The following is a 15,038-nucleotide window of genomic DNA, read 5'->3' as shown; positions in this document are numbered from 1 at the left end:
TGAAAAAGGAAGTTATGTATGAGTAAGAAGTATAGTAAAAATAAAAAAATGAAAACTAAAAAGAAAAGAATAAAAAGTTTGAAAATATTAGCTGTATTTATATTAATAATATCTATAGTTGGTGGTTTCTATATTAAAAAGAATTTATTAAACAATAATAGTTTATCTAAAATTAACTCTAAATATTCTTATAGTATAAGTACATCTAATGAATTGGCTACACAAGTAGGAGAAGAAATTCTTGCCAAAGGTGGTAATGCAGTAGACGCTGCGGTTGCAGTTGCTTATGCTTTAGGAGTTGTAGAACCATATGGATCTGGAATTGGTGGAGGTGGAGGTATGCTTATATACAATCCATCTTCTGATGAATATAAATTCTATGATTATAAAGATGTAGCACCTTTATCTCAGAGTACTAAAAAAAGCAATATTGGAGTACCAGGATTTGTGGCTGGTATGGAAAAGGTATCTCAAGATTATGGAAGTATGGAATTTAAAGACTTAATTCAGCCATCAATAGATTTAGCAAAAAATGGTTTTAAAGTTGATGAAGAGTTAGAGAAAGTTATAAATGTATATTCAGCAACACTTATGAATAATAGTGCATATGTAAATAATGGACAGTTAATAAAAAAAGGTGAGAACTTAGTTCAAAAAGACTTAGCAGAAACATTAGAATACATTAAGTCAAATGGTGCTAAAGGTTTTTATGAAGATGTTATAGCTACTAATGTATCTAAAAAATCAGCCTTAACTGTTGATGATATGAAAAGTTATAAAGTAGATGTTGTAGAACCTGTTTCTGGAGAGTTTAATGGATACCATGTAGTTTCTGCACCAGCACCTTTCTCTGGGGCAACATTAATTCAAACTATGGAAATAATTGAACAACTTGCTAAAGATAAAGATTTAGATTTAAAGGATGCTAATGATTATTTAGATACTCTTAATACAGCCACTGACTTATCAACATATGAAAGAGTGAAAAAAATTGGTGACCCTGATTTTGTAAACATTGACTATAAAACAATGACTTCAGAAAGTAATATAAAATCGCTGATTAATATGGGGAATGTAAAATATCAAGATGATGAAGAATCTGAAAGTACTACACATTTTTCAATTGTAGATAAGAATGGTATGGTAGTTTCATCTACAAATACACTAGGTCATTTCTTTGGTTCAGAAACGCTAGTGGACGGATTCTATCTAAATGGAACAATGAGTAACTTTAGTAAGGGTGGTATTAATAAATATGCACCAGGTAAAAAACCTAGAACATTTACATCTCCTACTATAGTTAAGAAAGGTGATAACTTTACATTAGCTATTGGGACTCCTGGAGGAAATAGAATAGTTAAAGTTTTAGTTCCTGTTTTAGTCGACAAATTATACTTTGAAAAAGACTTACAAGAATCAATAAATAAAAATAGAGTTACTTTCTATTCAAAAGGAACAATATTAGCAGAAGATAATGAAAACAGGGAATCTATCATAGATATTAGTACTACTAAATATCCTGTAATTAAATCTACAGATAACTTATATTTCGGAGCTGTTCAAGCTGCAGGAATAGAAAATGGTAAATATATAGGAGCTTCTGATATACGAAGACCAGGAAAAGTATCTATAAGTAATAAATAAATTTAAATGTATATATCCTATATGATAGACTTTAAAATCTGTCATGTAGGATATTTTTGTGCACACAAATAACAAAATATAAAATAATCAAAGATATGAGTGGGTAATAATATAGTAGCTAGAAAAATTATATAAGGAGAAAACATATGTTAGGTTTATACATACACATTCCTTTTTGTATATCAAAGTGTAAATATTGTGATTTTAATTCATATAAATTAAACTTGGATGAAAAAAGAAAATATTTAAGTGCTTTACAAAAAGAAATGAAATTTTATAAAGAAGAAGTAAGAGAAATAGATACAATATTTATTGGAGGAGGAACACCTAGTATATTAAATCAAGGTGAAATTAAGTTTTTGTTTGATAATGTAAAAAATAATTTTAGTATAAAAAATAATGCAGAAATAACCATGGAATGTAATCCTGGTACACTAACTTTAAATAAATTAAAAACAATGAAAGAATGTGGTGTAACTAGATTAAGTATTGGTTTACAAGCAGTGCAAAATAACCACTTAGAATATATAGGAAGAATACATACATATGAAGAATTTGAAGAAAATTACTATCAAGCTAAAGAAGTTGGCTTTGAAAATATAAATATTGATCTTATGTACGCTCTTCCGAATCAAAGCAAAAAGGATTGGATAGAATCCCTAGAAAAAATTGTAAAATTGAATCCTACTCATATTTCTGCATATTCTTTAATTCTAGAAGAAGGTACAGAATTATTTAAAATGTATGAAAGAAAAGAATTTAAGTTGTTAGATGAAGATACAGATATTGAAATGTATGAATATACGATAAATTATTTGAAATCACATGGGTATAATCAATATGAAATATCCAATTATTCAAAAAAAGGATTTGAATGTAAGCACAATATTTTATATTGGAAGTGTCAAAATTACATTGGATTAGGTGCCTCAGCATCGGGTTTTTTAAATGAAACAAGATATAATAATTTGTGTGAGCTAAATAAATATGAAAATACAATAAATGCTGGTAAAAAACCCATAGAGTGGGAAGAAAAATTAAGTATTAAAGATAAAATAGAGGAAAGTATATTTTTAGGTTTAAGAATGAATGAAGGCATAAAATTTAAAGATTTTTATAAAAAATATAATATTCATTTTGAAGAAGTATATGAAAAAGAAATTAATAAGTTGAAAAAAATGAAATTAATTAAAATTAGCGATGAAGGTATGATATTGACTCAAAAAGGTAGAGAAATATCTAACAGTGTTTTTGTTGAATTTATAAAATAAGAAAACAAATTATTTAAAACCTATTGACAATGAAAAATTAACGTGGTATATAATATATATAATCTTTTTAGCACTCAAATTTAGTGAGTGCTAACAGCGAAGGAGGTATTTGAAAATGGAATTGAATGAAAGAAAAATGAATATCCTCAAAGCAATAGTTAAAGATTATATAGAAACAGCTGAAGCTGTAGGGTCTAGAACAATATCAAAAAAATATAACCTTGGTGTTAGTGCAGCAACTATTAGAAATGAAATGGCCGACTTAGAAGAACTAGGATACTTAGTTCAACCTTATACATCTGCAGGAAGAGTTCCAACAGAAAAGGGCTATAAGCTATACGTAAATTCTCTTATGAACACTATAGAACTTAGTGATAGTGATAAAGAGATAATTGAAAGATGTGTAGATGGTAATATGAATCATATTCAAGACCTAATACATGAAACATCAAAAATGTTATCTCAACTTACTAATTATACTACAGTTGCAATGACAAAACATTTGGCTACTTTAAGTGAAATTAAACATATTCAATTGGTCAGAATGCATGAAAGTGAAATTTTATTAATAGTAGTTACAGAAAAAGGCGATATAAAAAAATCCAGCTTAAGTGCTAAAATTGATTTAGATCAAGCTAAGTTGAATTTGATTTCTGATAACTTAACTAGAAAGCTTTCTGGCAAAACTATAACAGAAATAGATGATAGATTAATAGCATATATAAAATATGAAATTGGAGAATATTCATCTATAATAGACCAATTAGTTAATCTGTTAAATACAAATCCTACTGAAGAAGAGCTTTCAATGACTTTAAATGGAGCCACTAATATTTTTAATTATCCAGAATTTAATGATGTATTAAAGGCTAGGTCCTTTTTAGATATGTTAGGGACAAAAGAAACAATTGCAAAAATTGTTAAGTCAAAGGGTATATTAAAAGATAATGCTACAATTATTATTGGTAGTGATAATGATTGTGAACAAGCTCAAGAATGTAGCGTTGTAACAGCCACCTATAAAGTAGATAATGATTTGATTGGGCGTATAAGTTTTATAGGACCAACAAGAATGGATTATTCTAGAATATATTCTATAATAAATTATATGAATATATTATTAAATAATAAATCAAATAAATTTTAAGCTGAGGGGTGTAAATCTTGGAAAATAACATGAATCAGGATGAAAAAATACAAGAAAATTGCACTTCTAATGAAGAGGAAGTAGCGCAAACATCTGAAGAAAATGTAGAAGCAGAAACTACGTGTGAAGAGAATGTAACAGATATAAACTCTAAGTTAGAAGAAAAAAAAATAAATGACAAAATAGAAGAACTTGAAAAACAAGTAGAAGAAAAAGAAGACAAATATAAAAGACTTCAAGCTGAATATTCTAATTATATGAGAAGAACTCAAGAAGAAAAGCAAACTATAGGTATATTTGCCAATGAAAAAATAATTACAGAATTAATACCTGTTATTGATAGCATGGAAAGAGCTATGGATGCTTGTGCAGATAAAGAAGATGACATGTACAAAGGTATTGAACTTGTACATAAACAGTTAATAGACTGTTTACAAAAATTTGAGGTTGAAGAAATTAATGCATTAAATGAAGATTTTGACCCAAATTTACATTTAGCTGTAATGCAAGAAAGTGTAGAAGGAGTAGAACCAAACAAAGTTGTGATGGTACTACAAAAAGGTTATAAGTTAAATACAAAAATAATAAGACCTACAATGGTTAAAGTTTCTTGTTAATTAAAATAACAAATTATTAAAATTTAAATAGATGAAGAATTAAGGAGGAAATGAATTATGTCAAAAGTAATAGGAATAGATTTAGGAACAACAAACTCATGTGTTGCTGTTTTAGAAAATGGAGAACCACAAATAATAGCAAATAGCGAAGGTATGAGAACTACTCCATCTGTAGTTGCTTTTACAAAAGATGGAGAAAGAATAGTAGGAGAACCTGCAAAAAGACAAGCAGTGACAAATGCTGATAATACAGTAATATCTATAAAAACTCATATGGGTACAGATTACAAGGTTAATATAGAAGGAAAATCATATACACCACAAGAAATATCAGCTATAACACTTCAAAAATTAAAAGCTGATGCTGAAAGTTACTTAGGTCAACCAGTTAAAGAAGCTGTTATAACAGTTCCAGCTTACTTTACAGATGCTCAAAGACAAGCAACTAAAGATGCAGGTAGAATAGCAGGATTAGAAGTTAAGAGAATAATAAACGAACCAACTGCAGCAGCTCTTGCATACGGTATGGATAAATTAGATCAAGATAAGAAAATATTAGTATTCGATTTAGGTGGAGGTACTTTCGACGTATCTATACTTGAAATAGGTGATGGTACTTTCGAAGTTTTAGCTACTGCTGGTAACAACAGATTAGGTGGAGATGACTTTGATAAAGTTATAATAGATTACTTAGCTGAGGAATTTAAAAAAGCTGAAGGTGTTGACTTAAGACAAGACAATATGGCTCTTCAAAGATTAAAAGAAGCTGCTGAAAAAGCTAAAAAAGAATTATCTTCAACAATGACAACAAACATAAACTTACCATTCATAACAGCTACTGCAAGTGGACCAAAGCATATGAATATAGATTTATCAAGAGCTAAATTTGATGAATTAACTCATGATTTAGTAGAAAGAACTATGGAACCAACTAAGAGAGCTTTATCTGATGCTGGACTTTCTGTATCAGAAATAGACGATGTATTATTAGTAGGTGGATCTACAAGAATACCAGCTGTTCAAGATGCTGTTAAGAAATTCATAGGAAAAGAACCTCACAAAGGTATAAACCCAGATGAATGTGTTGCTGCTGGTGCTGCTATACAAGCTGGTGTATTAACTGGTGAAGTTAATGACTTATTATTATTAGACGTAACTCCATTATCTCTAGGAATAGAAACTATGGGTAACGTAATGACTAAGATAATAGAAAGAAATACTACTATACCAACTAAAAAATCACAAGTATTCTCAACTGCTTCAGATAACCAAACTGCTGTTGATATACATGTTCTTCAAGGTGAAAGAAGTATGTCTTTCGACAATACTACTTTAGGTAGATTCCAATTATCTGAAATACCACCAGCACCAAGAGGAATACCTCAAATAGAAGTTACTTTCGATATAGATGCTAACGGTATAGTTCACGTTACAGCTAAAGATTTAGGAACTGGAAAAGAACAAAAAGTTACTATAACTTCAGGAACTAATTTAAGTGAAGATGAAATAGAAAGAAAAGTTAAAGAAGCTGAAATGAATGCTGAAGCTGATAAAGCTAAAAAAGATAGAATAGAAGCTCTTAACCAAGCTGATTCAACTATATATCAAACAGAAAAAACTTTAAACGAACTTGGTGATAAAGTAAATGCTGATGATAAATCTGCAATAGAAGCTGCTATTGCTTCATTAAAAGAAGTAAAAGATAAAGAAGCTTCTACAGCTGAAGAAATAAAAGCAGCAATAGATGAAGTAATGAATAAATTCCACAAAGTTTCTGAGCAAATGTATCAACAAGCTCAAGCTGAACAAGCAGCTCAAGGTGGAGAACAAACACAAGAAAATCAATCAAATGATGATGTAGTAGATGCAGACTTTAAAGAAGTATAAGATTTAATTGCAAAAACATACAGATTGTGTATAATAAATTAAGGATATTAATCTGTTTAAAACAATTAATAATAGCTTGTAGTTTAATATTCTACAAGCTATTGTTTTGTAATATAAAGGTGGTGACAAAACTTGAGTACTAAAAGAGACTACTATGATGTCTTAGGCGTGGGCAAAAGTGCGGATGCAACGGAGATAAAGAAGGCTTATAGAAAATTAGCAATGAAATATCATCCAGATAAAAACCCAGGTGACAAAGAAGCGGAAGAAAAATTTAAAGAGATAAATGAAGCTTATGAAGTATTATCAGATGAAACTAAGAGGAAAAATTATGATCAATTTGGTCATGAAGGTGTAAATGGCCAAGGATTTGGTGGTGACGGAGGTTTCGGCGGTCAAGGATTTGGTGGATTTGATGATATATTTGGAGATATATTTGGCGATATGTTTGGCGGAGGCTTCGGTGGTGGAAGACAAAGAAGAAGAGGGCCTGAACGTGGAGCTGATATAAGACAAAGAATAAATATATCTTTCGAGGATGCTGCTTTTGGTAAAAAAGTTCAAGTTAAAATTAATAGAAGTGAAGAATGCGATGAATGTCATGGAAGTGGCGCAAAACCAGGAACTTCAAAGAAAACTTGTCCTACTTGTAATGGTAGCGGTCAAGTACAATCAGTTCAAAGAACTCCTTTCGGTAATATAGCAAGCACGAGAACATGTTCTACATGTAACGGTGAAGGAGAAGTTATCGATTCTCCATGTAGTAAATGCCATGGAAAAGGAAGTATAAGAAAAACTAAGACTATAGAAGTTGATGTGCCAGCAGGTATAGATGAAGGCCAAATGATTAAACTTTCTGGTCAAGGTGAACTTGGAACTAGAGGCGGACCAAGAGGAGATTTATACATTGAAGTAAGTGTAAATGCTCATCAATTATTCACAAGAGAAGGATATGATGTTTATTTAGAAATGCCTATAACATTTGCACAAGCTACTCTTGGAGATGAAATACAAGTTCCAACATTAGATGGAAAAGTACAATACCAAGTTCCAGAGGGCACTCAAACAGGAACAGTATTTAGATTAAAAGGTAAAGGTATACCAAAATTAAGATCTAATGTTAGAGGAGATCAATATGTTAAAGTAACGGTTGAGATACCTAGAAAACTTAATGATAAACAAAAAGAACTAGTAAGACAATTTGCTAAAGAGTGTGGCGAAGAGGTGCATGAAAGGCAAAAAAGCTTAGGAGATAAAATTGATAGTTGGCTTAGAGGTTTTAAGAAAAAATAATTAAAATAGTAAAAGTAAAAATTTTCATTAATTTTATGTGTTAATGTTGATTTTTACTTTTTTTATTTATGATTTTATTATTATAAGACAATATCCATAGATACTCGAAGATATAAAAAAATAAAAAAAGATTGACAAATAGAAATTTAATGAATACAATTTATAAAAAATGATATTTGAATAAACCGTTGAAGCGGAGATAAAAATAATCGTGCACTTTACAGAGAATTCGGGTAGCTGAGAGCCGAATAGAACGCAGTTTATTAAATGGACCGCCGAGGGTACAGTGAAAGGTAGTGTTGCTACTGAGTATTCTGTAACGTGTTGGCATACGTTAGTTGCCGGGAATATGTTAGTATTCTGCTAAGAGGTGATTTTTATGCACTGTTGTGCTTATTTATATCACGAAACAAGGTGGTACCACGGGTATGTATATAAACTCGTCCTTGACAAAATTTTTGTCGAGGGCGAGTTTTTTGATGTTTAAAACCAATAATACCTTGTCACATGCAGATGACTAGTAAAGATAATTGATTTAGCATATTATGCTAAGCAAAAATAAGGGGGGGATTGTAGTGTATAGGCCTAACATGGAGGAAGCTAAAAAAATTGCTAGGGAGAGTGACTATAAGCGAATACCAATTAGTTTTGAAAAGGAGCTTAAAGATAATGACCCTATAGATGTATTGAAAGTATTAAAAAATGTAAGTAAATATTGTTATATGTTTGAGAGTAATAAAAATGATAGAAAAAGTGGTAGGTTTACTTTTTTAGGGTTTGACCCCGTACTAAGGCTAGTTTGCAATAATAATGACATTAACGTGACTTCAGGTACGGAAATATCAATTAAAACAGAAAAGCCAGGTAATTATATTCAAAAGCTGATTGATGAGAACAGAAGCATTAGGTTTGATTATCTACCACCATTTACAGGTGGTTTAATGGGATATTTTTCTTATGACTATATTAAATATAGTGAGCCAACTTTAAATCTATATAACTATGATGAGGAGGATTTTAAAGACGTTGATTTGATGTTATTTGATAAGGTAATTGCCTTTGATCACTCATTTAATAAAATCATACTAATAGCTAATGCTAAAACTAATGAAATTGAAACTGAATACAATAATGCAATTATGGAGTTAGAAAAAATATCAAGTTTAATTGATAATGGGAAACAACAGGTGATAGAAAAAGCAACATTAAAATCAGAAATAAAACCACTATTTGAAAAAGATGAATACTGTCACATGGTGAATAAAGCTAAGGAACATATACGAGAAGGCGATATATTTCAAGTGGTGCTGTCAAATAGATTTGAAGCAAAAATTCAAGGTAGCTTACTAGATGTATATATGAAATTAAGAACAACGAATCCATCACCATATATGTTTTATATTTACAGTAATGATCTAGAAATTATAGGAGCGTCGCCGGAGACACTTGTAAGGTTGGAAGATAAAGTACTGTACACCTATCCATTGGCAGGAACGAGAAGAAGAGGGAAAAATGAGTATGAGGATAAAATGTTAGAGCTAGATTTATTAAGTGATGCAAAGGAATTAGCTGAACACAACATGCTTGTGGATTTGGCTAGAAATGATTTGGGTAAAATAAGCGAATTTGGAAGTGTAGTAGTCGATCAATATATGAATATTGAAAAATTTTCCCATGTAATGCATATTGGCTCAACTGTAACCTCAAAAATAAAATCAGATAAAGTTGCTGTTGATACAGTAGATGCAATACTACCAGCTGGTACGCTATCTGGAGCACCTAAGATAAGAGCCTGTGAAATAATATGTGAGTTAGAAAATAATAAAAGAGGTATATATGGTGGTGCTATTGGATACTTAGACTTCAATGGAAATGTAGATACTTGTATAGCTATACGTTTAGCTTATAAAAAGGAGGATAAAGTATTTGTTAACTCAGGTGCAGGAATTGTGGCTGATAGCCAACCAGATAAAGAATATGAAGAATGTATTAATAAGTCCAAAGCGTTAATAAATGCAATTCAAAATATATAGAGGGGTGGAAAAATGATTTTATTGATAGATAATTACGATAGTTTTTCTTATAATTTGTATCAGTTAATAGGAAGTGTAATTCAAGATAATAAATCAGTAAAACAAGATATAAAGTTAATTAGAAACGATGAATTAACTATAAATGAAATAGAAAAATTAAATCCAGATGCTATAGTAATCTCACCAGGTCCAGGCAAACCATCAGAAGCAGGAATATGTATAAAATTAGTTAGACACTTTTATAATAAAAAACCTTTATTAGGAATATGTTTGGGTCACCAAGCAATATTTGAGGCTTTTGAAGGGGTTGTATCTTATGCAGACAAACTAATGCATGGAAAGCAATCAATAATTAATTTAGATAATAAAAGAATCCTATTTAAAGGATTAAATCAGAAAATCAGTGTAGGAAGATATCATTCATTAGTTGGATTGGCATCCAAACTACCAAGAGAATTAGTCATAACAGCATCTACAGAGAATGGAGAAATAATGGCAATAGAACATAAAAATTATCCAGTATATGGTCTTCAATTTCATCCAGAATCCATTTTAACACCAAAAGGTAGAAAAATAATAGAAAACTTTATAGAGGTGATTAATTATGATTAAGGAAGCTATTTACAAACTATCAAATAAAGAAAATCTTTCTAGAAAAATGACAGAAATAGTTATGGATGAAATTATGAGTGGTAATGCTACTCCAGTACAGATAAGTTCTTTTCTTACAGCGATGAGTTTAAAAGGAGAAACTATAGATGAGATTACTGCATCAGCATGTATAATGAGAAAACATTGTACAAAATTAGTTTATAAAGGAGATTTGATGGAAATTGTGGGTACAGGAGGAGACAAATCAAATTCATTTAATATATCAACAATCTCATCCATAGTAGTATCTGCAGCAGGTGTGCCTGTAGCTAAGCATGGAAATAGAGCGGCTACTAGTAAATGTGGATCTGCAGATGTATTAGAAGCACTTGGAGTTAATATAAACATTCCTGTAGAACAAAGTGTAGAAATTTTAAAAAACATAAAAATATGTTTTCTGTTTGCACAAAATTACCACAATGCTATGAAGCTTGTAGCCCCTATAAGGAAAGAGTTAGAAATTAGAACGGTATTTAATATATTAGGACCTTTATCAAATCCAGCCAGTGCTAATATGCAACTTATGGGTGTGTATGATGAAAGTTTGGTAGAACCTTTGGCCAAGGTTTTAAGCAATTTAGAAGTTAAAAGGGCCATGGTAGTATTTGGATTAGATGGACTAGATGAAATTTCTTTAAGTTCTCCAACAAAGGTGTGTGAAGTAAATGATGGAAAATTAAATTCCTATACAATTACACCAGAAGGATTGGGAATGAATAGATGTAATAAAAAAGACCTAGTAGGTTGTACACCCGAAGACAATGCAAAGATAGCGATACAGATATTGAATGGAGAAAAGGGACCTAAAAGAGATGCCGTAGTTTTGAATTCAGCAGCAGCCCTATATGTTGCAGGCAAGGCAGAAAATTTACAAGAGGGTATATCACAGGCAGAGAGGATTATAGATACTAAAAAAGCAAAAAATCAGCTAGATACTTTTATTATGCTATCTAATAATTTGGGTGAAGAATATGATATTAGATAAAATAGTTGCAGATACAAAAAAAAGAGTAGAGATAAAAAAGAGCATTAAGCCAATTGAAAAAATCAAAAAACAAGTTGAAAATTTTGAAATAACCTATGATTTTCCTTTTGAGAAATCTTTAAAAAGTAGAGGGATGTCATTTATATGTGAAGTAAAAAAAGCATCTCCATCTAAGGGAATAATAGTTGAAGAATTTAATTATTTAAATATCGCGAAGGAATACGATGAAATAGGAGCTAGCGCCATATCGGTATTAACGGAACCTCGGTACTTTTTAGGATGTGATAAGCATTTAGAAGAAATAGCTAAGAGTGTTGATATACCAGCTATAAGAAAAGATTTTATAGTAGATACTTATCAAATCTATGAATCAAAAATACTAGGGTCATCAGCTATATTACTAATTTCTTCTTTAATGAATGATGAAAGTCTTAGAGAAAATATTAAAAGAGCAGAAGAATTAGGTATGTCGGTTTTAGTAGAATCACATACTGAGAAAGAAATTGAAATGGCATTGCTGGCAGATGCAAAGATTATAGGAGTAAATAATAGAAATCTAAAAAATTTTCAAGTGGACATTAATAATAGTATAAAATTGAGAGAATTGGTTCCAAAGGACAAAATATTTGTAGCTGAAAGTGGAATAAAAACACCTGAAGATATTAAACTACTATATAAAAAAAATGTGAATGCAGTATTAATAGGAGAAACTTTTATGAGAAGTAATAATAAGAAGGAAGACTTGTTATTACTAAGAGGTGGCTGTGATGACTAAAATTAAAATTTGCGGATTATTTAGAATGAAAGATATAGAATATGTAAATGAAGCAAAGCCAGATTATATAGGATTTGTATTTGCAAATAGCAAACGTCAAGTAACATTACATCAAGCTATGGAATATAGAAAATATTTAAATAAAGAAATAGAAGTAGTAGGTGTATTTGTAAATGAAGATATAGATTATATAGTAAATCTTTTGGAAAATAAGGCAATTGATATAGTTCAACTACATGGTGGAGAAAGTGAAGAATATGTTAATAAATTGAAATCTAAAATATTTTGTCCAATAATAAAAGCGGTTCAAGTTAAGTCAACACAAGATATTATAAAATCTAGACACACAGTAGCTGATTACTTGTTATTAGATCAAGGAAAAGGAGGAACAGGAAAAAGCTTTGATTGGAGCTTAATTCCAAAGTTAGAAAAAAGATTTTTTTTAGCAGGAGGTGTTGATAAAACCAATTTAAATAAAGCATTACGAGAAGTAAATCCTTATGCAGTAGATATTAGTAGCGGAGTAGAAAGTAATGGGGAGAAAGATAGAGAAAAAATTTTGAAAATAGTAAGGGAGATAAGAAATGTCTAAAGGAAGATTTGGAATTCACGGAGGTCAATATATACCAGAAATATTAATGAATGAGATTATTCAATTGGAAAAGAGCTATGAATATTATTCAAAAGATCCGGAGTTTTTGGAAGAATTATCAGAACTATTAAACAAATATGCAGGGCGACCATCAATGTTATACTTTGCTAAAAATATGACGGAAGACTTAGGAGGAGCTAAGATCTATTTAAAAAGAGAAGATTTAAATCACACTGGATCTCATAAAATTAATAATGTATTAGGTCAGGTGCTTTTAGCTAAAAAAATGGGCAAAACTAGAGTGATAGCTGAGACTGGAGCTGGTCAACATGGTGTAGCTACAGCAACAGCAGCAGCTTTATTAAATATGAAATGTGAAATATTTATGGGGAAGGAAGATACACAAAGGCAAGCATTAAATGTATATAGAATGAAGCTTTTAGGAGCAAAAGTAAATCAAGTAATAAGTGGAACAATGACATTAAAAGATGCAGTAAATGAGACTATGAGGGAATGGGCAAGTCGTGTAAGTGATACACACTATGTGCTGGGTTCTGTAATGGGTCCTCATCCATTTCCTACTATAGTAAGAGACTTTCAAAGTGTAATAAGTAAAGAGGCAAGGAAACAAATTTTACAAAAAGAGAATAAGCTACCTTCAGCTGTTGTAGCTTGTGTTGGCGGTGGAAGTAATTCAATGGGGATGTTTTATAACTTTATAAATGATAAAGATGTAAAATTAATTGGGTGTGAAGCAGCTGGACTTGGAATAAATACTGACAAAAATGCAGCTACTATTTCAAAAGGTTCATTAGGAGTATTTCATGGTATGAAATCATATTTTTGTCAAGATGAGGATGGGCAGATTGCACCTGTGTACTCAATTTCAGCAGGATTAGATTATCCTGGGATTGGGCCTGAGCATGCACATTTACATGACACAAAAAGGGCAGTATATTTGCCAGTAACAGATGAAGAAGCTGTGGAAGCATTTCAATATCTAGCAAAAATAGAGGGAATAATATGTGCAATTGAGAGCGCACATGCAATAGCTTATGTAAAGGAAATAGCACCTAAAATGAGTAAGGATGAGATTGTGATTGTTTGTCTTTCTGGACGTGGAGATAAAGACGTAGCACAAATTGCAAGATATAAGGGGGAAGAAATATATGAGTAAAATAAAAAATGCATTTAGCAATGGAAAAGCATTTATTGGATTTATAACAGCAGGAGACCCTAGTTTAGATAAAACAAAAGAGTATATAAGAGAAATGATAAGGGGAGGAGCTGATTTAATTGAAATAGGCATACCTTTTTCAGACCCTATAGCAGAGGGAATAGTTATACAAGGTGCTAATATTAGAGCTTTATCATCTGGAACCACAATAGAAAAAATATTTAAAATGGTAGAAGAAATAAGAAAAGAAATTTCTGTACCGTTAGTGTTTTTAACTTATTTAAATCCAGTTTATAATTATGGATATGATAAATTTTTTAATAAATGCAATGAAATAGGAGTGGATGGTATTATAATACCTGACTTGCCGTTTGAGGAAAAAGGTGAAATTAATAAAATAGCTTTAAAAAATAATGTGGATATAATTTCTCTAATTTCACCAACATCTAAAGAACGTATATATTCTATTGCAAAAGAATCTAGGGGATTTGTTTATATAGTATCTTCTATGGGTGTAACCGGTGTAAGAAATAATATAAAAACCGATATATCTAATACGGTAGATATGGTAAGAAAAGTTACATCTACACCTTGTGCAGTTGGATTTGGAATCAATACTCCAAAACAATGTAGAGAAATTTCTAAACAAGCTGATGGTGTAATAGTTGGAAGTGCAATAGTCAAAATTATTGAAAATTATGGCGCAAATGCAGGAGAACATGTATATAAATATGTGAAAGAAATGAAAGAGGTTTTAGTTTAGAATAAAAATATATAAATATTAAAATATTCTAATATTATTTATTAGAATATTTTTGCTGTATTTAATATCTTCTATTAAATTGAGTTGTACTTAGACATGATGTTCTGTATTTTATGTATACTTTATGAAAAAATAGATTAAAGAATTATATAAAAGATAATAATAATTATGATATAATAAAGTTTATGAAAAAATGAGATAAA

Annotated in this window: 13 protein-coding genes and 1 other annotated feature; all 13 genes read left to right on the top strand. The window is 30.3% G+C overall.

Features of this window, described 5'->3' with window-relative positions; all coding sequences use genetic code 11:
• Positions 1 to 18: 18 nt before the first annotated feature.
• Positions 19 to 1,644 (top strand): gamma-glutamyltransferase, encoded by a 1,626-nt coding sequence (locus TEGL_RS16035; RefSeq protein WP_018591480.1) that lies wholly within the window; start codon positions 19 to 21, stop codon positions 1,642 to 1,644.
• Positions 1,645 to 1,790: 146 nt separating this feature from the next.
• Positions 1,791 to 2,915, top strand: coding sequence for a radical SAM family heme chaperone HemW (gene hemW, locus TEGL_RS16030; protein ID WP_018591479.1), 1,125 nt, complete (start codon positions 1,791 to 1,793; stop codon positions 2,913 to 2,915).
• Between the two features lie 115 nt (positions 2,916 to 3,030).
• The gene (hrcA, locus tag TEGL_RS16025) at positions 3,031 to 4,062 is read left to right on the top strand and encodes a heat-inducible transcriptional repressor HrcA (RefSeq protein WP_018591478.1); all 1,032 of its coding nucleotides are present in this window, start codon (positions 3,031 to 3,033) and stop codon (positions 4,060 to 4,062) included.
• 17 nt (positions 4,063 to 4,079) lie between these two features.
• Entirely contained in the window at positions 4,080 to 4,679 is a 600-nt protein-coding gene (gene grpE, locus TEGL_RS16020; RefSeq protein WP_018591477.1) for a nucleotide exchange factor GrpE, read from the top strand.
• A gap of 57 nt (positions 4,680 to 4,736) precedes the next feature.
• The gene (gene dnaK / locus TEGL_RS16015) at positions 4,737 to 6,566 is read left to right on the top strand and encodes a molecular chaperone DnaK (RefSeq protein ID WP_018591476.1); all 1,830 of its coding nucleotides are present in this window, start codon (positions 4,737 to 4,739) and stop codon (positions 6,564 to 6,566) included.
• 132 nt (positions 6,567 to 6,698) lie between these two features.
• A complete protein-coding gene (gene dnaJ / locus TEGL_RS16010) occupies positions 6,699 to 7,859 on the top strand; it encodes a molecular chaperone DnaJ (protein ID WP_018591475.1) in 1,161 nt (386 codons plus the stop codon).
• Positions 7,860 to 8,038: 179 nt separating this feature from the next.
• Positions 8,039 to 8,310: a binding site (T-box leader), on the top strand.
• Between the two features lie 139 nt (positions 8,311 to 8,449).
• Positions 8,450 to 9,892, top strand: a complete 1,443-nt coding sequence (gene trpE, locus TEGL_RS16005) for an anthranilate synthase component I (RefSeq protein ID WP_033316532.1) — start codon at positions 8,450 to 8,452, stop codon at positions 9,890 to 9,892.
• A gap of 12 nt (positions 9,893 to 9,904) precedes the next feature.
• Complete coding sequence (locus tag TEGL_RS16000) at positions 9,905 to 10,504, top strand: anthranilate synthase component II (RefSeq protein ID WP_018591473.1); 600 nt, start codon at positions 9,905 to 9,907, stop codon at positions 10,502 to 10,504.
• Positions 10,497 to 11,528 (top strand): anthranilate phosphoribosyltransferase, encoded by a 1,032-nt coding sequence (gene trpD / locus TEGL_RS15995; RefSeq protein WP_018591472.1) that lies wholly within the window; start codon positions 10,497 to 10,499, stop codon positions 11,526 to 11,528. Before TEGL_RS16000 ends, trpD begins: the two co-directional genes overlap by 8 nt.
• Positions 11,515 to 12,303 (top strand): indole-3-glycerol phosphate synthase TrpC, encoded by a 789-nt coding sequence (trpC, locus tag TEGL_RS15990; RefSeq protein ID WP_018591471.1) that lies wholly within the window; start codon positions 11,515 to 11,517, stop codon positions 12,301 to 12,303. Before trpD ends, trpC begins: the two co-directional genes overlap by 14 nt.
• A complete protein-coding gene (locus tag TEGL_RS15985) occupies positions 12,296 to 12,895 on the top strand; it encodes a phosphoribosylanthranilate isomerase (RefSeq protein WP_018591470.1) in 600 nt (199 codons plus the stop codon). The genes trpC and TEGL_RS15985 overlap by 8 nt, the downstream gene beginning before the upstream one ends.
• The gene (gene trpB, locus TEGL_RS15980) at positions 12,888 to 14,072 is read left to right on the top strand and encodes a tryptophan synthase subunit beta (RefSeq protein WP_018591469.1); all 1,185 of its coding nucleotides are present in this window, start codon (positions 12,888 to 12,890) and stop codon (positions 14,070 to 14,072) included. Before TEGL_RS15985 ends, trpB begins: the two co-directional genes overlap by 8 nt.
• The gene (gene trpA / locus TEGL_RS15975) at positions 14,065 to 14,835 is read left to right on the top strand and encodes a tryptophan synthase subunit alpha (RefSeq protein WP_018591468.1); all 771 of its coding nucleotides are present in this window, start codon (positions 14,065 to 14,067) and stop codon (positions 14,833 to 14,835) included. Before trpB ends, trpA begins: the two co-directional genes overlap by 8 nt.
• Positions 14,836 to 15,038: the final 203 nt, after the last annotated feature.

Origin of the sequence: Terrisporobacter glycolicus ATCC 14880 = DSM 1288, assembly GCF_036812735.1 — a bacterium.
Classification (GTDB): Bacteria; Bacillota; Clostridia; order Peptostreptococcales; family Peptostreptococcaceae; genus Terrisporobacter; species Terrisporobacter glycolicus.
Note: the sequence above shows the minus strand (reverse complement) of the source record. Positions and strands in the feature narration are given on the sequence as shown.